The sequence below is a fragment of the Agrobacterium fabrum str. C58 genome (assembly GCF_000092025.1).
In the GTDB taxonomy this organism is placed as follows: Bacteria; Pseudomonadota; Alphaproteobacteria; order Rhizobiales; family Rhizobiaceae; genus Agrobacterium; species Agrobacterium fabrum.
The window spans coordinates 917,778-940,409 of record NC_003063.2 but is presented as its reverse complement, the minus strand read 5'-3'; the positions used below and the strand labels follow the sequence as shown (position 1 = coordinate 940,409).

General features: G+C 53.3%; 23 protein-coding genes and 1 riboswitch. Of the genes, 13 read left to right on the top strand and 10 right to left on the bottom strand.

Annotated elements, in window-relative coordinates:
* Positions 1 to 52 precede the first annotated feature (52 nt).
* Both ATU_RS17910 and ATU_RS17905 read left to right on the top strand, forming a co-directional pair.
* On the top strand, positions 53 to 493 hold the full coding sequence (locus tag ATU_RS17910; RefSeq protein WP_010973370.1) for a hypothetical protein: 441 nt from the start codon (positions 53 to 55) through the stop codon (positions 491 to 493).
* A 20-nt stretch (positions 494 to 513) separates the two neighbouring features.
* A complete protein-coding gene (locus ATU_RS17905) occupies positions 514 to 1,194 on the top strand; it encodes a hypothetical protein (protein WP_010973369.1) in 681 nt (226 codons plus the stop codon).
* Between the two features lie 72 nt (positions 1,195 to 1,266).
* On the opposite strand, the gene ATU_RS17900 is transcribed toward ATU_RS17905, so the two are convergent.
* Together ATU_RS17900 and ATU_RS17895 are read right to left on the bottom strand one after the other, a co-directional pair.
* Positions 1,267 to 1,779 carry a hypothetical protein gene (locus ATU_RS17900; RefSeq protein WP_010973368.1) on the bottom strand — a complete coding sequence of 171 codons (513 nt, stop codon included), beginning with the start codon at positions 1,777 to 1,779 and terminating at the stop codon, positions 1,267 to 1,269.
* 51 nt (positions 1,780 to 1,830) lie between these two features.
* Positions 1,831 to 2,973: a hypothetical protein gene (locus ATU_RS17895; protein ID WP_010973367.1), complete on the bottom strand. Its 1,143-nt coding sequence runs from the start codon at positions 2,971 to 2,973 to the stop codon at positions 1,831 to 1,833.
* Positions 2,974 to 3,315: 342 nt separating this feature from the next.
* Here ATU_RS17895 and ATU_RS17890 point away from each other — a divergent pair, with 342 nt between their 5' ends.
* Both ATU_RS17890 and ATU_RS17885 read left to right on the top strand, forming a co-directional pair.
* Positions 3,316 to 3,906, top strand: coding sequence for a hypothetical protein (locus ATU_RS17890; RefSeq protein WP_010973366.1), 591 nt, complete (start codon positions 3,316 to 3,318; stop codon positions 3,904 to 3,906).
* A 455-nt stretch (positions 3,907 to 4,361) separates the two neighbouring features.
* Complete coding sequence (locus ATU_RS17885; protein WP_010973364.1) at positions 4,362 to 4,670, top strand: hypothetical protein; 309 nt, start codon at positions 4,362 to 4,364, stop codon at positions 4,668 to 4,670.
* Between the two features lie 64 nt (positions 4,671 to 4,734).
* On the opposite strand, the gene ATU_RS17880 is transcribed toward ATU_RS17885, so the two are convergent.
* Positions 4,735 to 6,138, bottom strand: coding sequence for a site-specific DNA-methyltransferase (locus ATU_RS17880; RefSeq protein WP_035256938.1), 1,404 nt, complete (start codon positions 6,136 to 6,138; stop codon positions 4,735 to 4,737).
* A gap of 1,036 nt (positions 6,139 to 7,174) precedes the next feature.
* Between ATU_RS17880 and ATU_RS17875 the strand changes: the two genes are divergently transcribed.
* The 5 genes from ATU_RS17875 (at position 7,175) to ATU_RS17855 (ending at position 10,362) form a co-directional block, all read left to right on the top strand.
* Positions 7,175 to 7,429 carry a hypothetical protein gene (locus ATU_RS17875; protein ID WP_010973362.1) on the top strand — a complete coding sequence of 85 codons (255 nt, stop codon included), beginning with the start codon at positions 7,175 to 7,177 and terminating at the stop codon, positions 7,427 to 7,429.
* Between the two features lie 44 nt (positions 7,430 to 7,473).
* Positions 7,474 to 8,052: a hypothetical protein gene (locus tag ATU_RS17870; RefSeq protein ID WP_010973361.1), complete on the top strand. Its 579-nt coding sequence runs from the start codon at positions 7,474 to 7,476 to the stop codon at positions 8,050 to 8,052.
* Between the two features lie 290 nt (positions 8,053 to 8,342).
* Positions 8,343 to 9,128, top strand: a complete 786-nt coding sequence (locus ATU_RS17865) for a TIGR04255 family protein (RefSeq protein ID WP_010973360.1) — start codon at positions 8,343 to 8,345, stop codon at positions 9,126 to 9,128.
* Positions 9,115 to 9,810 carry a hypothetical protein gene (locus ATU_RS17860; protein ID WP_010973359.1) on the top strand — a complete coding sequence of 232 codons (696 nt, stop codon included), beginning with the start codon at positions 9,115 to 9,117 and terminating at the stop codon, positions 9,808 to 9,810. Before ATU_RS17865 ends, ATU_RS17860 begins: the two co-directional genes overlap by 14 nt.
* A gap of 120 nt (positions 9,811 to 9,930) precedes the next feature.
* Positions 9,931 to 10,362: a hypothetical protein gene (locus ATU_RS17855; RefSeq protein ID WP_035256942.1), complete on the top strand. Its 432-nt coding sequence runs from the start codon at positions 9,931 to 9,933 to the stop codon at positions 10,360 to 10,362.
* Positions 10,363 to 10,525: 163 nt separating this feature from the next.
* Here the strand turns inward: ATU_RS17855 and ATU_RS17850 are convergent, their stop codons facing one another.
* The 3 genes from ATU_RS17850 to ATU_RS17840 all read right to left on the bottom strand — a co-directional run bounded on the left by ATU_RS17850 (position 10,526) and on the right by ATU_RS17840 (position 15,041).
* The gene (locus tag ATU_RS17850) at positions 10,526 to 12,058 is read right to left on the bottom strand and encodes a hypothetical protein (protein ID WP_164927882.1); all 1,533 of its coding nucleotides are present in this window, start codon (positions 12,056 to 12,058) and stop codon (positions 10,526 to 10,528) included.
* A 216-nt stretch (positions 12,059 to 12,274) separates the two neighbouring features.
* On the bottom strand, positions 12,275 to 13,465 hold the full coding sequence (locus tag ATU_RS17845) for a tyrosine-type recombinase/integrase (protein WP_010973356.1): 1,191 nt from the start codon (positions 13,463 to 13,465) through the stop codon (positions 12,275 to 12,277).
* A gap of 319 nt (positions 13,466 to 13,784) precedes the next feature.
* The gene (locus tag ATU_RS17840; RefSeq protein ID WP_010973355.1) at positions 13,785 to 15,041 is read right to left on the bottom strand and encodes an MFS transporter; all 1,257 of its coding nucleotides are present in this window, start codon (positions 15,039 to 15,041) and stop codon (positions 13,785 to 13,787) included.
* Between the two features lie 90 nt (positions 15,042 to 15,131).
* Here ATU_RS17840 and ATU_RS17835 point away from each other — a divergent pair, with 90 nt between their 5' ends.
* The gene (locus ATU_RS17835) at positions 15,132 to 15,983 is read left to right on the top strand and encodes a LysR family transcriptional regulator (RefSeq protein WP_010973354.1); all 852 of its coding nucleotides are present in this window, start codon (positions 15,132 to 15,134) and stop codon (positions 15,981 to 15,983) included.
* Between the two features lie 66 nt (positions 15,984 to 16,049).
* Here the strand turns inward: ATU_RS17835 and ATU_RS17830 are convergent, their stop codons facing one another.
* The 3 genes from ATU_RS17830 to ATU_RS17820 are packed head-to-tail and all read right to left on the bottom strand — an operon-like array spanning position 16,050 to position 18,399.
* On the bottom strand, positions 16,050 to 16,628 hold the full coding sequence (locus tag ATU_RS17830; RefSeq protein ID WP_010973353.1) for a GNAT family N-acetyltransferase: 579 nt from the start codon (positions 16,626 to 16,628) through the stop codon (positions 16,050 to 16,052).
* A gap of 50 nt (positions 16,629 to 16,678) precedes the next feature.
* Complete coding sequence (locus tag ATU_RS17825) at positions 16,679 to 17,566, bottom strand: LysR family transcriptional regulator (RefSeq protein WP_010973352.1); 888 nt, start codon at positions 17,564 to 17,566, stop codon at positions 16,679 to 16,681.
* A 2-nt stretch (positions 17,567 to 17,568) separates the two neighbouring features.
* Positions 17,569 to 18,399: an acyl-CoA thioesterase gene (locus ATU_RS17820; RefSeq protein ID WP_010973351.1), complete on the bottom strand. Its 831-nt coding sequence runs from the start codon at positions 18,397 to 18,399 to the stop codon at positions 17,569 to 17,571.
* Positions 18,400 to 18,496: 97 nt separating this feature from the next.
* A riboswitch (cobalamin riboswitch) is annotated at positions 18,497 to 18,705 on the bottom strand.
* A 297-nt stretch (positions 18,706 to 19,002) separates the two neighbouring features.
* On the opposite strand from ATU_RS17820, the gene ATU_RS17815 reads away from it, so the two are divergent.
* The 3 genes from ATU_RS17815 to ATU_RS17805 all read left to right on the top strand — a co-directional run bounded on the left by ATU_RS17815 (position 19,003) and on the right by ATU_RS17805 (position 21,559).
* Positions 19,003 to 19,986: a DUF1852 domain-containing protein gene (locus ATU_RS17815; RefSeq protein WP_010973350.1), complete on the top strand. Its 984-nt coding sequence runs from the start codon at positions 19,003 to 19,005 to the stop codon at positions 19,984 to 19,986.
* 25 nt (positions 19,987 to 20,011) lie between these two features.
* Entirely contained in the window at positions 20,012 to 21,040 is a 1,029-nt protein-coding gene (locus ATU_RS17810; protein ID WP_010973349.1) for a methionine synthase, read from the top strand.
* Positions 21,041 to 21,196: 156 nt separating this feature from the next.
* On the top strand, positions 21,197 to 21,559 hold the full coding sequence (locus ATU_RS17805) for a hypothetical protein (protein ID WP_035256946.1): 363 nt from the start codon (positions 21,197 to 21,199) through the stop codon (positions 21,557 to 21,559).
* 116 nt (positions 21,560 to 21,675) lie between these two features.
* Here ATU_RS17805 and ATU_RS17800 read toward each other — a convergent pair whose 3' ends face one another.
* Positions 21,676 to 22,605: a sugar ABC transporter substrate-binding protein gene (locus ATU_RS17800; protein ID WP_010973347.1), complete on the bottom strand. Its 930-nt coding sequence runs from the start codon at positions 22,603 to 22,605 to the stop codon at positions 21,676 to 21,678.
* Positions 22,606 to 22,632: the final 27 nt, after the last annotated feature.

Here is a 22,632-nt window from a genome sequence, read left to right as displayed (position 1 = left end):
TAGACCTGACGGAAGAAGCGTAACCTCATCGCTTATGGCGCGGAACGTGTCTATGACCGATTTTCCATGGGGTGATCTTGAGCCCCACGATTTCGGGCGCGGCCTGCTGCAACTTCTGCGGCTTGCGCTTGCCGATGGCGACGAAGCTGGCGATGCGTTTGCCAGAGCTCTAGAAGGCCTTGAGATAATGGGGATGCAAGGCATATCGCTAACTCCCGATGTGATCGAAGACGCGACGCGGTTGATTGAAGAATTGCAGGGTGGTGTCTCCGCCTCCCCTCCCGACTTGAATAGCGAATGGGTCAGTTGGTGCCTTTCGGCGGCCTGCACCATACTTCAAGGCGGGGGGACGAGGCGTCGTGCCAACGAAGAGGAAATTTTATTCATTCGCGCTGGCCGCTACCTGTTTGAAGGGTTTTGCATTGGCCGCCGAATTCGCGAGCGGAGAATTGTGGGCGGAAACCCCGCCGTTGCCCCGAAAGAGCTCCACTGATCGACAAGAGGTAACGTAACATGTGCGATCCGTTGACCATTGCCGGCGTCGCTCTCACGGCCGGTTCCACCGTCGCCAACAGCATGGCCGCCAGCAAGGTTGCCCGCGCCCGTGACGACGCCATGGCGGCCGAGCGGATCCGGCAGAACGGCCTCGATCAGGAAGCACAGGCGCTTAACGCGCAGTCGCAGGATCGCTACCAGGACTTTTCCGGACAGGAAGAGAAGGCCGCCTCCAAGCTGGCCGACTATTTCACCGGTCAACAGGTTGCCGAGCCGAGCGCCGAAGCAGCTTTGCCGACGTCAGCGAACAACGTCGTTGTCAACGAAGAGCAGAAGCAGCGCGCCAAGGCCCGCGATTTCACGGACAAGACAGGGACCGCGCTCGGCAGGCTCCGGGCGTTCGGTGACGTGCTCGGCGAAAATAGCCGTCTGCAGGCACGCGATGCAGGTCAGATCGGCCAGATTGGCGGTTTCAAGCGCGGCTCTTCGAACGTGACTGCGTATGAGCTCGACGCAGCCAACCAGAAGGGCAACGGCCTGAAGCTGTTCGGCGACGTGCTCAGCGGTTTAGGTGGCATAGGTGTCAATGCGGGATTGTCCCGTCCAAAATATACGAAAACGACTTTGGGCGAGCATTTGGGCTATACCCTGCCCGCGTCTTACTTTCCAGAGGCCCCTAAGCGTAAGTCTACTGTTTGATTGGCCTGCTTCACCCAGAATGCATATACTGGTTGCGCGTGCGATCGCAAAAGACCTGGCGCGACTATCGTGTCAGCCAGAGAGCATTTCATTAGGAATGCCAATTTTGCGTTCGACAATAGGCGTCACAGCTTTATACGCAGTCTCGAATTGAACTTGGCTTCCGGCAATGTAAGGCAAATCTGCTTTTGACTTAGCGCGCGCGATCTCGGTTTTCATGCTAGCCAATGCGGTCTTAACTGCTGAAATTTTAGCTCTATCATCTGCACTCAAACCGACGCTGAATACGTCAACACTTTGATGGAGTTCCAATATTTTTTGGTTCATCTCCGAAACTAGAGCGTCGTCGGGTTTTCCACTAAGGTAAAGTTCCGCTGTGAACTTATCTAAGACGCTATAAAAATTCTTTTTGGACGTCGCGACAGCCTTGTATTCCGAGAGCATGTTTGTTTCAAAACGTTCGACACGGGCCTGCTCAATGGCGAAGACATACCCTAGCCCGGTTCCAACAACGCCAAAAAGGCTGGCGACAGATCCGAGGGCTAGAACGATATATTTGCGCGCAAGCTCTAAAAGTCGTTCCATTCATGATCTCCCTTCGAGACCAACATAATATGGGGCGTCTTATTCGGTTGCCTAAGGTTTGTCGATAACCTTTGATTTTGTCTTAAGCCCAACCTGCTCAGATGCTTCTTTCTGCATCTCGCACAATTCGTCCCACCAGAGATGGGAGTTTGTTACGATCTGCATGGTTGAACGAATGTCTTCCTGCAAAGTCATATCACAAACTGATTGGTGGCTGTTAGCGGAGTTCTCGACAACAAGCTGCGTTGCCATCACGGGATCGATTGCTAGAGTAGCCATTACGGTCATAGCTGCAACAAATCCAGCCATCGCAGGATCACGTAACGCTCTTCCAAAAAAACCAGGAGAGTGGACTTCAATTGAGATGTCGCCGAATAACTCTCTGTTATAATAAGCGTTCAATCCCTTATGCAGGCTTTTCTCGGACAGAGCGATGAAGTTTTCCAGTTCGCCAGCTTTTAGCGCGACGTACATCGCTCCAAAATAATTAGTCAGAAACAGAACGTCGGTCAGGTCTTTCTGGTCGACCACGGCCTTCGTAACTTCCATGTAGCTTCCGGAGCTTTCGCCACGAACGTAGTCACCGTAGGCGTGCTCGTAAAACTCGTGACGGTCTGCGTCATCGCTCACGCGAATAATAGCTTGGCGATTTTGCATCAGTTTGATAGCGCGCCTACCAAATTCATATTTCGCGTGCGATCCCTTCAGAAACTTCACGCGGCGTGCAGGTATTTTCTCAAAATTGTATCGCGCAACCTCTGCGAAGACATCAGACACGAATGGTTCTAGGATTTCAGCGAAAAGAACCTCTGAAGTATACCCAGGTCCTGGAATGATAACGAGATCCCCGGGCTTGGCATCTTCGTAAAGGTTTTTCACTTCTCGCATATAGCGAGGCGCATCCCTTCCCTCTGCAGAAACCTTGTAATCCTCAGCTTTGCGTGAAGGTACACGTGTGGCGGGTCTGCCGCCCTTGTACCAGCCGCCAACAGATCTGGACATACGCAACTGTTGTCTGGTCTTCTCGTCGTCGATATCAAACGAGGTAGGCAAAATAGCACCTGGGATATCCAGAAATACCATACTGGTTGCACGGAAGTCGTTATAGAACCGCTTGCCGTCGCCGGGGTGCAAAATGAATATCTGGTGGTTTTTGTCGATTACCCGCATAGCCGGGTCGAGGATCAAAGTCATGTTTACGCCCTATTCGTTGAAGGCAACATGCGTTGTCCGAAGTAAAGATGTCAATCTCCAGTAGAAATATGCACAACTGTATTTGACGGGTCACTAACAGAAGCGAGCATCCGCCACTGCAGCAGTCTCCGAAACAACACGATCCCCTCCTATTTCCCGTTTGCTACCCGCAGTTCCCGACAGTGCAATTACACTAGAATAGGCCTTAAGGCCGCGACGCGTCCAAACTATTCAATTCATTAATCAAAAACTCGAAATATCCATAACAGCCTTACATTTCTACGGACTTCGTTACCCAATCCAGTTAGGTGACAAACGACGCACTCTGTAGGGATTTCGCTGATGAACATTGATTGGTTCCGAAAGCTTTTGGCATATGATCTGGATACGTCTCCAGATAATGTTTCTGCTATCATTAGAGACCACAACGCCAACGTTGAGGGCTTCCCTTTCTACGGGCAGTACGTTGGTAAACGAAAGATTTGGGATACCAGAAAAAATCTGATCCCGGTCTATGACGACCCAAAAGATGATCGCGTTGCTACCGCGATGCGGCGCATAGAGAAGAGATTGAGCAGGACATTGTTCGACCGCTGCTCGATGTCTAGCCTGACGAATGGCTCTAATGGTATAGTCGTATCGTACGGGACCGCCATCGGAAATGGGAGTATGGCGGCAGAGCACGTAAAAGGTCATGTCAGCGGATCGCCAAAGTCCGTGGGATACCCCACTAATATTCTTGACGTTAACGGGAACTTTGACTGTCTCCTTTATCTAAACATCGATAGCGAAAAAGGCAGAGCATCGGTTTCAACCGTAATCCATGAATTCGGTCATGCAATGGGTATCGCAGGCCACTTCAATGGCTACGGTTGCAACAAGTACGAAATTAGCATCCTGTTTTGGCTCGTGCTCAAGGAACTGTATAAGTAGTGCGTAGCTTATTAACCGTAATGCAAGCGCGGGGTCGCTCTAAATCGGTAGCCGTTTCAAGGCCATGGCAGCGCAAGGCACGCGCAACAGGGCTTCGCTCGCCGAAGCGCGCATCGCAGCAGTTCGATGACGCGATGAAAGCAGGACAAATCGCAGGGCGTAAAGCATGGCTGCGAACACTTGAGCAGGCCCGCCAAGGTAGGGCAGGCGAGCCAACTGAAGACGACTTCCACAACGCGATATTTGCCCGGTGATGCGGCTTGCCCGTTTTTTTTACGGAAAAACGGTCTAAATAACTGAAATAAAATATCTTTGTTACTAGAATCCAAAGACGTAGAATTTGGCGACCGCTGGACGGTACGCGTTCGAAGGATTTTGCATCGGCGAACAACGTCGTTGTTGCCGAAGAGCAGAAGCAGCGCACCAAGGCCCGCGATTTCACGGACAAGACAGGCATGGCACTCGGCAGGCTCCGGGCCTTCGGCGACGTGCTCGGTGAGAACAGCCGTCTTCAGGCCCGAGACGCAAGCCAGATCGGCCAGATCGGCGGTTTCAAGCGCGGCTCGTCGAACGTGATGGCTTACGAGCTCGACGCAGCCAACCAGAAGGGCAACGGCCTGAAGCTGTTCGGCGATGCCTTGAGGATGGGCGTAACGCGGGTCTGTCGCGTCCGAATATACCCAAACCACCTTGGGCGGCTACCTCGGGTACAAGCCCGCGACGTCATATTCCCGGATGCGCCAAAGAGAAAGTACAGTGTTTGAAGGTAAAGCGTCGAAAGAAAATTCATCAACGCGCACCCGATATCAGATATGAAAGGCTGATGGCTTAAGCTTTTACAGCCACCGGGTTGAAATGAACGACCGTACTTTCGGATTTTGCCCCCTGAAAAGTGAAAGTGAATTCGGGTGCGTTAGGGTCTGGGGCTTTTCCCTTCTTCTGCTTGGCGCGTTTTTCCGGCTCAAAGAATTCGCGCGAGATATGACCAAGTGAGGGCAACAGTGGGCGCTTCCCCCGAAACCACTCGGATATCGACACAATCTGCAATCGGGGGAGGTGACCGTGTGCTGTTTGGACGAAGCCGAACGCTGCCGCCTCCGTGGCCATATCACGTGTTGGTTCATTCAGGCAAAGGAACAAGCCCATCTCGGCTCTCTCACGATCGATGACCGCTTTGAATTCCCGAACATCTTTGCTGCCCACATGTTGGCCGCCTTTGACCGATGTTAGAACTCTTCCCCATCCCCTTGGACCGTTCATGAAATACATTTGCCCATCTATGCCTCTGTCGGGTCCACGTTTAATTTCTTTCATCGTTTGGACTCCGACGAGATAGTTCGCCCACCACTGAAACTGATATTTGTCTTTTGCGGCTAGCCGCGCGGCGCTTTCAAAATCTCTCGGAATGCCTCCGAGAGAATAATCAATAACCCCAGGCATTGAGCTTAGCCGCCCCTCAATCACACGGATGGCGTGATAAGCGACATCTATTCCGATCCACCTTCTTCCGGTCTCCTGCGCCGCGGCGACAGTTGTCCCGCAACCACAAAATGGATCCAGAACGACATCATTTTCTTTGGAAGAGGCAGCAAGTATACGCTTAAGCAATGCGACAGGTTTCTGAGTTGGGTAACCCAATCGCTCCCGCGCCTGCGAATTAAGCGGTGGAATGTCTGTCCAAAGGTTCTGTAGCGGCTGCCCTTTTTGATCGTCTAGGTAAAGCTTCAACCGGATGCGACCATCCATATTTTTGGGAAAGTACAAACGGTTCTCCGCGTCATACTTTTCCATCAATTCCCGCGATATTGACCAGCCGTTTGGGTGCGGTTGATATCCTTTGTATTCGTAATGCAAGTTGGGCCGCCGGCTTGGGTTCCGCAGATCTCTTGTGGAATATCGGCGACCGTCTTCTTCAAGATAAGTGTATTTTGCAGCCACATGGCGCTCATCCAACGGCTGGAAGAGTTTGTTCCAAACTGGTGTCTGGCCCGCTGAATAGAAAAGAATGGTGTCTGTTACGTCACCATATCCAACCTTGGTGTTCGAGTGGGCGCTAGTGCGTTTCCACACAATTTCGCTGCGAAAATTGCGCGGACCAAAAAGTGCATCGAGCACGATCTTTAGGTAATGGCTAGCGGTTGGGTCGCAATGGAGATAGAGGCTGCCTGTCGATCGTAGGACCCTTCTCAGCTCAAATAGCCGTTGGGACATCATAACCAGATAAGCCATCATGTCGCTCTCGCCGAGTGCAGAATGCAGTGCGTGAATAATATTGGCTACGGGGACCGCCGGATAGAATTATTTCGTCAAGAGCCCACTGAGCTTCGTTCCCCCAAGTCCATGTATCGCGGAACGCTTCTACCTGCGCGCTCGCGGCTTCATCAGAGGGTGTACGAAACAGGACGTTGTAGTTCGCATTGCTGTTAAAAGGTGGATCTAGGTAAATCAGATCAACACTGTCAGATGCGATTTCTTCTCTCAGAATGGTAAGATTATCCCCGAACCAAAGCTCATTCATTTTTGGATCCCCAGTGCCGAGTACATAGGTTGATCCAATTTTCTTAAAATTTTTACCACGAAATTCGGAGGTTTATCCACCTATACTCACGCGGGTGTGATTTCCACACCTTCGCGGATCGAAGGACTTGAGCTCGGCGAATTAATTGCTGCAACGCTTGCTTCTTGCCTCGCTAATAAAAATTCTAGTTGAGTAGACTCGACTCCAATCTCTCTGCGTGTTTTGTATTAGCGGGGACTATATTGGGGGCTTTCTTGAGGATTGTTTATTTACGGGTGCTTGGCGCCCTATTCATTTCGTGTGCTTTAAGCGCATGCACCACTTCGCGCGAAGCATTCAATGCTAACCCGAAGTCGATCGATAAACCGACTCTCTGCCGTACGTACTTGCAGAGCCAAGATCCAGCATTCCAGCAAGATCTCGCGAAGGAACTCAGCCGGCGGGGCGTACAGTTCTATCAATGCCCAGAAATGGTGAGAAATCAGGATGCGGCGGCCGCGGCTTTGGTTGCTGTCGCGCTCGTCGGCACGGCCGTCGCTGTTTGCGCAAATAACAATTGCGGGGGCGGCTACCCAACAAGAAGCTATCCAGGGAACTGCTACTCCTATTACGACCGAGCGGCCGACGGCAGCCTCTGCGGCCATCGTAGCGCAATGTCTCGGCCTGGCGGCTGGTAAGCTAAAACAGATTTGAAGGATCGTTGCCTCTCGAACGAGCAAACGATGTCCCATTTAAGCGGAGTAGTTCGACATGAAATCATTTAAGGCGACAATTGCGATGCTGGCGTGCTTCGCCGGGCCGGCTTCGGCAAACGAATGTTCGGATGCTGCCGATGCGTACAACAGCGCAACGTCGGAGATTTCCGGGTATCTGCGCCGTTACGTGGGGTGCGTTGAAAATAGCCAAGGTGCGGATGACTGCTCATCCGAATTTCGCCGTCTCCGGAACGCACAATCCGATTTTGAAAGTGCCGTTTCCCAATATCAGAGCTACGACTGCCGTTGACCCCCGCGTCTTGCAGACTCTCTATCTCTCAACAAGGCGAGTTGATGAAAAAATCCCATTCTGAAGACTGGCAGAAGCCCGTCGGTCCCGAGTATGCCGTAGATGAGCCGGAATTCATGGCTGAGTTTGGACGTGCCATGGCCGCTTGGGGAAGCATCGAGCATGCACTCAGCGGCGTTTACGCTCTAGTATTGGAAGCTAGACAACCACATTACGCTCGGGCATCGTTTCACAGCGTTATCTCATTCAGGGACAGGCTGGGAATGGTCGATGTAGCGGTCCGACTGGCTACGACTTGTTTCCCGGGCTCGCTTTGGGAAAACCTCGAAGCAGAATGGGCGCGGCTGCGCGATACCGCCAGCAAAGCTTCTAAACGGCGAAACACTTTGGCTCATATGCATGTTTGGCTAAGCCCCAAGTTTGGGACATTTGGCTGGAAAGATATCACGCGCATCCCAGAGCTGCCCATCGACTACGAGGGGCGAAGAGCTAAAGCGGTGACCATTGATAAAATGCGAGACTACCGCAAATCATTCGACAACTGTGCACGACGGATTATTTCGTTCGAAAACGAACTATCGGTCGCGATGGATGATCCAATGCGCGATGTAGGCGCATCGTAATCCGGGTAAATCCTATTACTATTCCCTTCAAACAAACGACCAGCTGTGTTTCAGACATCCCTAAATCGGTGGCCCTTAACTTAGTCGTTTTTCGGCATAATTTTGTTGCTAGGAGTCCTCGTTTTTCACGGTTTATTAAAGGCTAAAGCTGACTTTGGCTAAAAGCGCATGCTTTACTATTTCTTAGGATTGAAATGAGTGCCATTTTGGTGTTTCTCATCGTACGACCAAGATCAGCCGCACAATCGGCTGATGATTCGCGACGCATACCTTGAAAGAAGGGACAGTGGGTGTTTAGGCCTCTAAACGATGATCATGCTATTGAAAGCGTGAAATTTGCTCTCCTTTTGACGCGCCCAATCACTCCGAAAGCCATATTTGAAATAGAGCGCCAGCATTCGTTATGGCAAGACGAAATGCCTGCGAAACGCATTATCGACATTGACGTAGATGTGAACGGTCGCGCCACCAAGGCTCCCGGGATAATGTTTGCTTTTCTTAGACCGGATGCGACCCCAATGTGGTCGATGCAAATCGGCTCATCGCAAATTGAGATCGAGTGTTATATTTATTCTCGGTGGGATCGGACTTGGGGAATTGCCCGAGAGCATTTCCAAAATGCAATTCGAATCCTCGCCTCTGCGCAAGAAAAGCTAATGGTTAGCGCAGTAAACTTAATGGTGAAGGACGCCTTTCTATCAGATGCAAAGAGCTATTCCATCACTAATTTGCTAAAGAGTAGCGACAAGCTGCCACAGTCGGTCCTTGATGCAATAGGCCCTTGGAATACCTATTTCAGTTGGATGATTGAAGAAAATAAGGACGTCCGCACGTTACACGCGTTTGATGTCGATGTTTCTTGGCAAAGCGACGAGGCCCGTGTCGAAATCACACACGTGCAAACGAGAAATACGGGCGTAGATCTAGCTTTAGCAGATATTCTCGACGACGATTTCCAAGCTCTTGGATCAATAATGGAAGCTTTGCATAGATCAAACAAGTTGCTGCTCAGCGAATTGATCGTAGGTGACATGAGCGAACGCATAGGTCTGGGAGAGAGCAATGGCAAACTATAATAGTACAGAAAAGAGATTCCCTAATGCTGTGGAAGGCATGCTGGCGGGAAGGGGTTTGGCGTTCGAAGCGGACGCGCCTCTTGAGGTAATCGATTTCTTTAGTTTGGACGACGAATACGATCTTGATTCCGAAGCAATTATTTCGTCGACTATCAGACGCGAGCCTTTTCACCGTCCTAGTGTTATTCGCAAACACCGCCGCACCTTCGCTCCCTTAGTGTGGCCGGACGTTTTCAAACACGCGTTGGACAACGTCAATGATAATGCCGCAATCTCTAACCACGTTTTGGACACCAATAAGCAGAAAACGGCGCCTTACGCCGGTGTGGGCGAAGAGATTATCCGCGAGCTTGGGCGCCTGACGCCAGGTTGGGCAGGTGAGAACTCCGTTCCTCCACCGGACTCTGTCTTACGTGACGTATTGACAGTGACAACCTTATTACCTGCGGAAGTGATTGAACCTGAGACAGAAGTTGACCCAGACGACGGGAGCGTTATTTTGAGATGGATGAACGAAGACTCTACTTCATCATTCAGTCTCACGTTTCTTGGTCGAGGGGAAGTGGGTGGGTTTCTTTCATCGCATCCAACCGTTCCCGCGTGGAAAATTCGTATCTCTGAAACCGCTCATATAACCAGTAAGATTATGAGCGAAGGCGTGCTTGAGCTTATAACGCGGTAAGCCATCGAATAAATGACGTGCACCTCTCTTTGTCCTAACGAAAAAATCCAGCAAGATGAGGCGTCACCTGGTCCCGTCCAGAACGACGAAAAAATTTGTCGTGCGGCGTATGGGAAAACAATGCACTACAACAACTCAGGCAAGGTGCGGCCATCGTTCGTTAAAAATAACGACTTACTGGCAGGTTCCCTTTCCGTGTGGCGTCGATTCAGTAATACTGAGAGCGAATTGGGAGATATCACAAAGACGCTCTCTGAAACAGGCCCTTCTGACGCCACGCTCTACGATTTATTTAGCGCTGAAACGGGCAGAGTCCGGGAAATAAGGGTCACCACTTTGCCCGCCATACAAGCGCTGCATGTTTTCGACGATTGTAGAACTGACGAGAGCGGCGGGAAACATCCGAACCACGCTGTTGTTGCGATCTGTCGGGAGCTTAAACCAGAATCTCTAAGCAAAGACAGCCCGGAATATCTAGAAATCCGAGACGAGCTAGTGAAGCTCTTCAAACAGAATATCGAGTGGGCTTTGCCACAAGCGAACAGGGCTTAAAGGGACGGTGGTCAGCTCAAAGATTCATACTAGCTTCTTCAGATACTTTGGGCGGCGTCGTGTTGCGCGTAAAGCGCGGGCGGCAAAGGATAGGTAAAACGGGCTTGCGGGAAGCTAATTCGCGTCTTGACGCAAAAGGCCACTCACCGCGCTCCAAACTCGATTAGAACTTTTCTAGCTTTCCAATGTTATTTTCAATAACTCTGACTGCGGGCCGAAGCCACGCACCTTCGGGAGTTTTCGATATCTCCGCGGCGTACAATGCCGCTTGGTGAAGCACGATAACCGTTACCGCCGTACCGGTGACTTTCAGGACAGTCTGTGCGGGCGCTCTAACGAAGTCATTGAAACAAACTGTGATTATGTTCAAAACTGTCCTACCCAGGCTTAAACGTGACCGCGGAGAATCTGTCGTAGAGTTCCAATCAGCAACTTGGCGTAAGGCTTCTGGAACCCGTGAGTCGACCTCGTGTCGACGCTCAAGTTCGGTTGCGAGTACCCTGGCGATCTTTGCGTAATTCTCGGCGTCTTTAGACGCAAAACTCGCTTCGGCCGCATTGTCAGAAAAATCCTGCCACTCCTTGAATTGAGATGCGTAGTCCATCACGCCTTTACCAAAGCCGACCAGTAGAGCTGATAGGCTATCGGACAACTCATCAAGCGCGGCGCCAACCTGTCCCTCAAACGAGGCGCAGAGCATACCGATTTCCACGATGTTAGAGCCAGCCCTAAGCCCTTCACGAAGTCGGCCGAAAGCGCGAAATAAGCGTGGATGGTTTGAGTTTTCCAAGTCTTCGGTGATGTCTTCGGCTTGAAGGATCAGAGCTCGCAATGCTGCCATAGCAAGGAGCTCGGATTGGTCTTTTGGGTGAGCAATTTGTGGTTGGAGCGTTAGCCGATCGCCCGAAATAGCGAATTGAAAGGGTGCTACCGCTTGTTGCGATGGAACACTTGAAAGTCCACTTTTAGCAGGAGTGTCTGAAATCTGCTCGAACATTTCCCCCGCGACATCCATCGCTTTTCGGATCGCGTTCTGGATGCGTAGATTCGGTTTGTGATCTAACACCGAGCTAAAATCGTCTCCAATTGTTTCTAACGCGGTGAACAGGCGCGCTATCGCGCTTCGCTGTGCTTTGGGAATAGCTGCGGCTAGTTGATTTGCGAGATCGAAGGTTCGCCGCAATTGAAATACTAAATCCTCTAGTACCCCTAGGCTTAGGAGATCCGTTATTGGCATCCGCGATATATCCATCGCTTCAGAAATATATTTTCGAATGTTGTGAATATTATTTCGAATGGATTCATCATTTTCTGTGGCGCCAATAAGATTGGAATTAATTTGATTGCCATGTTCAGAAATAAAAATATCGTATTCAATACGTTCAGAAATTGTCCTAAGCCCGACTACAACATCATTTATTCGAGAAATTATATTAATGCCGTGAATATCAATTTTGTTCAAGAATTCAAATTCAGTATGTGTCGTGAGTTGCTCAACACTGTCGGAAATCCTCCTTACAGCGCTGGGTGACGCCAAGCTTAATTTGCTCATAGTTGCATTTAATCTAGCCTTGGCCTTGTCGATAACGCTAACGACTTTAAAAAACTCGGGGCTGTTCTGTGGTCGCAGGCGGCCGCCAATTTCGTCCAACGCCGCGCGGCAATCCTCGAAAACGTCCAAGGCCTCGTTCTGCAATTTTATCATCCAAAGTATGTCCCCAGCGGTGAACGGAGAGATAAATCAAAACGCGCTTTTTTCAAAGCCAGATTGTGCTAAGCGCCAAATGCACTTCGGGCAAAATTAAGGCTGACTTGCCGTTCTTGGGTGTGCCATCTCTACTCAGGATAATGAGGCATACGTCCAAAACGGTTTCGATCCGAGGTCTGGAGATTGTGTAGCGGAAGCTTCATGCTACGAATTCGGGTTCTTCTTAATTTCCGCAATGCAAAATTTTTCCCAGGCAGCCATAAGCTTCCGACGCTTCTCAAGAGCATCGCCTCTGCGGTAAGCGCGTTCCGTTTTGTCGCCGACGACATGAGCCAGTGCAGCCTCCGCCACGTCGCGCGGGAAGTTTGATACTTCGCCACACCAATCTCGGAAAGATGAGCGAAAGCCGTGCACAGTCACGTCCACTTCCATTCGGCGCAATACCATGTCCATTGCCATCACAGACAACGGCTTCCCAGGTTTCTGCCCTGGAAAAACGAATGAGTTTTCGTCGGAGCCGAATTCCGCAAGTTTTTTAAGGATCGTAATAGTGCGAGAAGACAAGGGAACACGATGCTCCCGAGCCGCCTTCATCCGTTCGGCCGGCACCGTCCAGATTTTGTCTTTCCAATCAATTTCATGCCATTTCGCGCCCAGTGTTTCACCGGATCGGGCAGCGGTCAGGATCGTGAACTCCAACGCGGTAGCCGCGACGGCCTCACGTTTACGCAACTCGATAATGAACGCTGCGACGTCGGCATAGGGCATCGCTTTGTGATGCCCGCGCGCCAGCTTCCTGCGCTTGGGCAGTAGTTTGTCGAGATGACCGCGCCATAGGGCCGGGTTCTCGCCAGTCCGGAGCCCCTTCGCCTTTGCTGCGTCAAGCACGCGTTCTATTCTACCTCGAACGCGTGATGCTGTCTCCGATTTCGTGAGCCAAATCGGCTTCAATACCCCGAGGACATCTGCAGTCGTCACCTCAGTGATCAGCTTCTGACGGAGGGGTGCGGCATACTCGCGCAACGTCATTTCCCACTGCGCGACGTGTTTCGCATTTCTGAACTGAGGCTTCATGGCTGCGATAAAATCGTCTGCCTCATCGCCGAACGTTGGAACGAGTGGCGGTGCGGTGTGCTTTGCTTGGATTGGATCGACGCCGGCTTGTAACTTCGTTCGCGCATCTTGGGCCAGTTCGCGGGCCTTTGCTAGCGTGACGGAATGTACTCCGCCCAAACCCATTTCCCGGAGTCGGTCGCTGCGACGGTAGAGGAACACCCATCTCTTCGCTCCGCTCTTGTCTACCACCAAGTAAAGGCCACCGCCGTCTCCATGGCGGCCTGGCTTGCTGATTGTTTCTACCGCCCTCGCAGAAAGCTTGTTCATGATGATAGCCATGGCACCCCAACATTTACCCTAACAAGAGGCTCGCATTGTATGAGACGAGATGCGACAAGCCAATAAGGGCGCCAATCTAAATACCTTTGATATAAAGGCTATCGGAGACGATATGAGACGACATGACACAGAGGTTTGGCGGACACCCTCTCCGCCATTCAGCCGAAACTCCTTTAGTGCCACTAGCGTCGAAATTAGCTAAGGTCCCATGATCGGCCCGGCAGTAACAAGACCGACGCCACCTGTGATAGAGGGAATGCTGCGGACGCTGGCCTGAATACGGTCGCGTTCCTCGGCGCCTGGATTTCAAGATCCTATCTCACGGCGAACCGGTTTGAGCTTTCGGCAGGCGTGGGGACGAGATGGCGAGCGGTATCGCGGTCGCAACTACCGGCACGATAAGTGCTGACCAGGCTGCCCCATAACCAAAACTATCGACCAGAAGCCCGAACAGGTAGGGCCCAATAGCCATGACAGCCAGACAGATCGTGGATGCGAAGGCGATTGTCGATGCTATCGAGCCTTTCGGCGCGCTCTCGGCGATCTGCAGAAGGTAAAGCGGAAACCAGCCGATCCCGAATATCCCCAATATGATAAGCACGAGCAGGATAACCGGTGATGGCGTGCCGATGGGAAGAAGCGCGAGCAGTGCTGCGGCGCTGGCAGCAATGATGGATACCTGCCCAAACGATTGGCCGCGAAGACCCGGCCGGAAGCGATCGCTGAGCCAGGGCAGGAGAATGCGGCCGGGAATGCCCGCGAGCTGTGCTGCGGCAAACATCGAGGAGGCGACAAAAAGACCAAGCCCCAGGCCGTCCGCCATGAAGCCGATGACGTGTGCGGTCAGGGTGAATTGAAACGCCGACATGGCAATACCAAGTCGCAAAACGGGCCAGAAGCTGCGATCCTGCCCGACGATGCGGGCGAGTTTTGCCAAGGGGAGCGGACGCTCTGTTTTGGCCGCAACGTCGCCTGCCTCGCGGTATAGCCCCCAGAAAAGTGCTGCGCCGACGATGGAAACACCGGCGCACAGCCATGCAGCCGCATGCCACCCGTAACGAACTGCCATGAACGGCAGGAGGGCCGCTGCGATCATCGTTCCGAAGGGAACCGCGGCCTGCCGAAACCCTGTGGCTATTCCACGTTTGGCGGGCGGGAACCAGCGCATGATTGCTCGTGTGCCGCCCGGTTGGACAGCTGCATAGGTGCCGCCCAGAAATGCGATGCAAACAAGCAGCGCGGGCAGACTGTTTGCGAATGTTGCCGCGCAGGCCATGGCGATCGCCATACCGAGCATGGCAATGCCGACGATACGGCGCTCGCCGTGAATGTCGATGGCACGGCCGAGCGTGAACATCGTTGCGATCTGGACACCGTTCATGACGGTGACGGCAAGTGACGCGGATGCGAGCGACACGCCGAATGCTTCCCGCCAGAAGGGCACGAGAATGTAAATTCCCTGCGATACGAACGAGCCTGCGGTCTGCGTTCCGACCGCCACGGCAAGCACTGCCCATATGTGAGGGTCGGCGGCGGGGGCAGGGCCAGGCGACGATGAAGAAATCTGTGACGACACGAAAAACTCCTATCAAGATTTTCGTGCAATAGCCGTCTTGAAGGATCGATAGAATTAGGGGCTTGCAAGTTTCAGCGATAACAGTTTGTTATGAGTGCCATGCGCTCATTGGATCCCGAGGCCGTCGAGGCTTTTCTTCTCGTTGCCGAACTGCAGTCGTTCACGCAGGTTGCAGGCGTGATGAATACATCGCAGGCGGCAATATCCCTCCGTTTGCGCCGGCTTGAGGACATGCTGGGACATCGCCTGGTCGAACGGACTCCGCGCCGCGTGCGTTTGACGGCAGCAGGCGAACGCTTTTTGGAACCCGCGCGCGCCTATGTCGCTGCCGGCCGCCGTGCGCTTGATGTCTTTGGTCAGGAGCCGACGCGGCTGGCGATCGGTGTCACGCATCATCTGATTGGTGCCGACCTGCCGCGGATACTTCGAGTGGTCAGCGAGCGCGTGACGAGCGTTACGCTTCATCTTCGCACCGCCGGCACCAGAACGCTGCTTGAACTCTATGATGCCGGAGAACTCGATGCGATCGTCGTGTTGCGGCACGATGATATCCGCCGGGATGGAGAGCCGTTGTTTCAGGAAAGCTTTGGTTGGTACGGCAGTGCGGATTTCGATCTGCGTTCAGACGTTCCCGTGCCTCTTGTGCTTCAGCCGGAACCTTGCAATTTGCGAGCCATGGCCCTTCGGGCGCTGGAGAGCGCTGATATCGCCTGGCGCGAGGTGTTCGTCGGCACCGGGGCAACGGCGGTGGGAGCTGCAGTCGAAGCCGGAATTGGTGTCGGGCTTCTGGCACAAAGTGCTGCTCCCGCCAGCGTGCGACAAGTCAGGAGCCGCTCGCTCCCCGAACTTCCGAAACTGGATGTCGTGATGATTTCCACGGTCACCGGCGACCACGCGAATGCCGTGCTTCGACGGATCACAGGGGCATTTCGTCCCTCGTGAAGCGGTGGGTGTTTTGCGGCCCGAGGCGAAAAGTCTTCGATTGAAACACAAGGACATCCTTGTCGTTCATTCAGCATCCTCTTGGAGAGACTTTTCGAAGTCCACGCTGCTATCCGTTCCTCTTGGTGACGGATAGGAGAACCGGCCGAACTCGCTGTATCCCTGGCTTCTCCAGAAGCGAAGGGTGTCAGGTGTTTCTGCATCGGCATGAAGATAAGACGTGATGTAGCCCAGTTCGCGTGCTCTAGTCTCAAGAGCTGCCACGACCGACGACCCCATTCCTTTCCGCCGAGCGCCTGGCTCCAGATAGACCCGGGCGATCTGACACACCCCGTCCGCGTCGCGGTAGCGATCTCGAAAGCGCTCTCTCGTTGATGGCTTTTTCTCAAGAGCGTAGAGACCTCCAGCGGCGACGATGCGTCCTCCGTCGTCCCGGACGAGAAGAAAACCTCCTCGCTCCCCGTTCGAAAACCAGTTTTCGGGAGCTGCTTTCAACAGTGAGTCCAGATCGGAGTGCCAGGCCGGCGTGTAACCGATCCCGTAGAATTCATTGATGATCCGTAGACAGAAAGCTCGCGCTTCTGCTTTTACCTCACTTGCGGCGTCATCTGCCAGCCATGCCGGCGATGAGTTCCAAACATGCATATAGACGCTTCCTCCTGCCAGGGCTGGCGAACTGATCGAAAATCGGCGCGTCAGGCTAATATTTGACGCGACGTCTCGAGAAACCCGGCGATGAAATCGACAGTATCGTCACCATCTCTTAAACCGAGATGGATGCTTTTCTGGATACCGCTCTGACCGATGCGGACGGCGCGGACACCGAGTGCTGCCGCTTCCCGTCGCACCAGCCAATCGGGAATGGCGCTAACCCCGCGGCCTGCCGCCACGAGCTGGAGCATCATTTCCGTCGTTTCGATATTGCGGTGATGACGCGGGCGGCAATTGGCAGGTACCAGGAATTGCGAGAACACATCCAGCCGCTCCGGCGGTACCGGATAGGTGAATAGCGTCTCATCCAGCAGATCCGCAGGTTCGGCATGGCGTTTCAACGCCAGCGGATGATCGACTGGCACCGCGAGCACCAGTTCGTAGTCGAACACCGGCAAATAGTGGACCCCGGCCATCTCAATCGGATCCGGTGTGATCAGGATATCGATTTCATATCCAGCCAGTGCCGCCACGCCGCCGAAAGCGAACGAGGTCGTCAATTCCAAGCCCACATCCGGCCATTCCATGAGGTAGGGTTTTGTGACACTCATTAGCCACTGGTGGCACGGATGGCACTCCATGCCGATCTTGAGCGAGCCTCGCTGCCCGTGGCGATAATCCGACAGAACATTCTCAGCCCTCTCGATCTGGGGCAGAACGCGCTGTGCCAGCGTCAGGATGTAGCGGCCTGCGTCGGTGAGACGAAGGTTGCGGCCATCCTTTTCCCACATCGCCACGCCGTACCGATCTTCCAGCTTGCGGATGGTGTGGCTGAGAGCCGACTGGGATACATTCAGCCGCTCCGCCGCGGCCGTGAGGCTGCCCATGCGATCGACTTCACGCAGGATCGAAAGATGTTGCCTGTCCAGCATGGTTATGCTCCTCCCTTTTCCAGGGAAAAGGCTTCGGCCGGGTCGCGAATGGTAGCCGGCCGGTGGTCCTTGTCGACCGCCACCATGGTGAAGTGTCCGGTGGCCGTGATGTGTCTCTCGCCTGTCAGAAGATTTTCGGACCAGAGTTTTGTCTGGATCGACATGGAGCTGCGGCCCACGCGTTCGACGTGTGCCTGCGCCTCGACAATTTCGCCGATCTCGATTGCCCTTGCAAAATCGATGCGCTCGGATGAGGCCAGCACCACCAGCTTGCCGCAGTAGCGCGACGCTGCAACAAAAGCGGCTTTGGTCATATAGGCAATAGCTTCGCCCCCGAACATCCGGCCGGCGCTGTTTGCCTGATCCGGAAAGACGATCTCGACCATGGTGACGGCATCGCTTGGATCAGGTGTCTCTTCAGTGAGGAGTTCGGGCAGGACATAGCTCGCGGCGTCCTCACCTTCCGGTATGGCCACCATATGGAAGATGCCCCGCGTACAGGTGTGTTGCTGGCGGCCGATAATGGTTTCCGCCACCATTTCCACCTCGACCGTGAGGGAACGGCGTCCAGCCTTCACGGGTCTCGCCGTGAATTCGACGATATGCCCGATGCGCGCGGGTTGTCTGAAGTCGATACGTTCGCAGGAGGCAGTCACGAAGGGTGTCCGTCCGAAGCGGGTCGCCGCAATGAAGGCGACCCGATCCATAAGGGCAAGGCCGGTCCCCCCGAAGAGAGTGCCGTGATGGTTGGTATCTCCGGGAAAGACGATATCGATGAGACGGGTTGTCGCGCCGTGCTGAGCAGGCTTTTCTATCGTTGCGATCTCTGTCATCGGCTCTGCCTCAGGTTGCGGCAGGGCGGGACATGACGCAGAGGCAAAGGCACGGGAATACCTATCGCGAAAGCGGCACTCCGGGACACCCCGCCCGTGGACGTTATCTATCGCGGCAGGTCTCCTGGCTTGCGGGTCATAGCTTTGGTCCGTCTTCCCGAGGCCGGCCTCAGTGACATGATGGACTTTCGCTCGTCGCTTACAGTTGCGGGGGCAGCTTCGGATTCAGGCTGTGATTAAAGCCCTCACCGAATTCCCTCTTAGCTCCGGACCTTCGTCCGCAGAACCACGATGGCTAACCAATGTCGCATGTCGTTGAACTGGTCAAGGCATCTATCACCGGAATGTCATGGAAGCGTTGAGGGGTTCGCAGCAGAGGATCTTTAGTCCGGCGCTACGCCAAATCATGAACGTGGCTCATGCTTCAATGAGATAAAACCATTTTTACTCGATCAATGTCTCAGGCATATATCACGCACAGTCTCAAGTATGGGCAGCAGGAATGTTGCAGGCTGGAGATAATTGAAAATAATGTTTCGTATATCCTGAAGCATAAGTCAAAAATTTCAGGTTTATATCGGGAGACAAGGACGTCGAATCGCGATGAGTAGAGATTTTAATTTTGATATTAAGAGAGTTACTTTTAATGAAGATTATCATCCTTCAGAAAACACGCGTGTTACGACCAACTTCGCCAATCTGGCTAGGGGAGAGAACCGTCAGGAGAACCTGCGCAATGCCCTGAGGATGATCGACAATCGTTTCAACACACTGGCGCATTGGGATAACCCTGAAGGCGACCGCTATTCTGTCGAGCTCGAAATCATATCCGTCGAAATGAATATTGGTGCTGAAGGCAGGAATGATGCTTTTCCGCTGATTGAAATCCTGAAAACGAACATCGTTGATCGAAAAACCAACGAGCGCATTGATGGCATTGTCGGCAATAATTTTTCTTCCTATGTCCGCGATTACGACTTCAGCGTCTTGCTGCCGGAGCACAACAGGGACCGGCCCCAATTCAGCACGCCAGACAAATTTGGCGATCTGCACGGAAACCTGTTCAAGTGTTTCCTGAACTCGGCTGCTTACAAAGAGAATTTCAACAAGCCGCCAGTCATATGCCTGAGTGCATCAAGCAGCAAAACCTATCACCGAACTGACAATCAGCATCCTGTACTGGGTGTCGAATACCGGCAGAATGAGTTCTCTTCGACCGACCAATATTTCAAAAAAATGGGGTTGCGGGTCCGCTATTTCATGCCTCCGAATAGCGTTGCGCCATTGGCTTTTTATTTTGTCAGTGACTTGCTTGGCGACTACACCAATCTCGAGCTCATCAGCACCGTCAGCACGATGGAGACTTTTCAGAAGATCTATCGGCCCGAGATTTATAACGCCAATTCTGCGGCGGGCGCTCGCTATCAGCCGGACCTGAACCACCAGGATTATTCACTCACTCGAATTGTCTATGATCGGGAAGAACGTAGCCGGCTAGCTATCGAGCAGGGCAGGTTTGCCGAGCAGCATTTCATCAGACCATATCGGTCCATTCTCGAGAGATTATCTTCTGATTGCGCCCGTTGACGACCAAAACACAAGGTAACCTATCATGAAAACACTGTTGCCCACGTCAACCGCCGGCAGCCTGCCAAAACCCTCTTGGCTTGCACAACCTGAAAAACTCTGGTCACCCTGGAAATTGCAGGATGAGGAATTGATTGAGGGCAAAAGAGATGCCCTGCGATTGTCCCTGAACGACCAGCAACAGGCAGGCATCGATATCGTCAGTGACGGCGAGCAGACGCGCCAACATTTTGTCACGACGTTTATCGAGCACCTCAGCGGCGTTGATTTTGAAAAACGTGAGACCGTCAGAATTCGTAATCGCTACGATGCCAGTGTGCCGACGGTCGTTGGCGCAGTGTCTCGCGAAAAGCCGGTTTTTGTTGAAGACGCCAAATTCTTGCGTCAGCAAACCAGGCAGCCCATCAAATGGGCCCTGCCGGGTCCCATGACCATGATCGATACGCTCTATGACAGCCACTATAAAAGTCGCGAAAAACTGGCCTGGGAATTTGCCAAGATCCTCAATCAGGAAGCCAGGGAACTGGAGGCTGCTGGTGTCGACATCATTCAGTTCGACGAGCCCGCATTCAATGTCTTTTTTGACGAGGTGAATGATTGGGGCGTTGCCACGCTCGAGAAGGCAATCGAAGGGCTGAAGTGTGAAACTGCCGTGCATATTTGCTACGGTTACGGCATCAAGGCCAATACGGACTGGAAAAAGACTCTCGGGTCGGAGTGGCGGCAATATGAGGAAGCTTTCCCCAAACTGCAGAAGTCCAATATCGATCTGATCTCGCTGGAATGCCACAACTCCCGTGTTCCGATGGATCTCATCGAGCTCATTCGGGGTAAAAAAGTGATGGTTGGCGCCATTGACGTGGCAACCAGTGCAATCGAGACCCCCGAGGAAGTCGCGGATACACTGCGAAAAGCGCTTCGGTTTGTAGATGCCGACAAGCTTTATCCCTGCACCAATTGCGGCATGGCACCCCTCTCGCGTCAGGTCGCAAGAAGCAAGCTGAATGCTTTGGGTGCAGGGGCGGAAATCATCCGAAGGGAGCTTTCGGTTTAGTGCTGGCTAATGCATGCCGGTTTACCCCTTAAGGGGGAGCACGGGGGGAATGCCGGCGGGTGCGGGGTCATATCCGCCATTGCCTCTCACGGCAGAGGCGTTATCATGGTCGTGCTGTAAGATGATAAGCTTTGGGAGGAGCGATACGTGAGACGGATGTGGCCAGACGAATTTGCCTTTCTGCTTGATGATGCGGAAGAGGTAGACCTTCATATTCCACCGGTAGCACATGACGATGGTTCGCCCGGCAAAGCGATATCCAGAAGGGCCCTGAAAGCCCGTATCAGCCAGCAGGATTTTGAGAAAATCTGGCCTCTCGCAGAGGTTCGCTATCGGTTGAACGGCAGGTTTACGGGCAAGGCGATTACGCTGATCGCCAACAACCCTCATTACCAGAAATGGCACCCCTCCGATGGTGGCAGTGTCGAGAACGTGTCCGATAGCGGCCAGAAACACACGACGCCCTATGTGATGGTGCACTTTCTTCTGGATGATGTTCGCGAACATGCTGAAGCCTGAAGTCCGCGGAGCCGTTTTCTGCCGATGACGATGGAATAAGCCGCGCAACCCAGATAGTTGCGCGGCCTGCTTTACATGCTGGCGCGTGACGCCCGCTTTTGTCCGTGTTGCATCGTTCAGAAGGCGGGTTTTTCCTTTTCCACATTCGCCTTCGTCACAACCGTCAGCGGAATAGGCAGACGGGCGTCGATTTTCTTGCCGTTCAGGACATCTGCCATGGCGTTGATTGCCAGCAGGCCGTCCTCGATCGGGGATTGTACGATTGTGGCGTACATTTCACCGTTCCTGATCGATTCGAAGGCGTCTTTCTGGCCGTTGATGCCGACGATCGGCGGTGTCGCCTTGCCGGATTTTGCTTCTTTCCAGGCGTCGATGAAGCCGCGCGCCATGGTGTCGTCATTGGCATAAACGCCGGCGATCTTGTCGCCGAAACGGGTGATCAGGTCGCGGCTGGCGACAAGCGCCTTCTGCTGGTCGAAATCCGCATTGACCGTATCGAGAACTTCGATCTTGCTGCCGAGTGCCTTCAGCTTGGCGTTGAAGCCGTCGACACGGCCGATGGTGGTGCCATTGCCGGCCTGGCCGGCGATGATGACGATGGAGCCCTTGCCATCCAGCGCCTTCTGAAGCGCCTCGGCCGCCATTTCACCTTCGGAATAGACATCCGGGCCGGTGAAGGAGGTAACAAAGGGTTTGGCCGCATCATTCATCGGCGAATTGATGAGATTGACGGGAATGCCGGCCGCCTTGGCCTTGGCCAGGCCGGGAATATAGGCCTGCGGATCAAGCGGCCATAAAATGATGCCGGCCGCCTTGCGGGCAATGCAGGTGTTGATCTGCTGCACGCCGGTCTGGACGTCGAAATTCTGGCTGAGGCTGAGAACCTCAACGCCGAGTTCCTTCGCCCGCGCATCGATGGCCTTGTTGGCCGGCGTGACATAGGCGTGGGAATCGGCGGCCGTAACGTAACATACCGTCTTGGCCTCGGCGAAGCCGGCCGAGGCGATAAGCGCCGCCACACCGGCAAACAAGGTCTTTTTATTCATGATCACAAACTCCTCCTTAAGTGACAT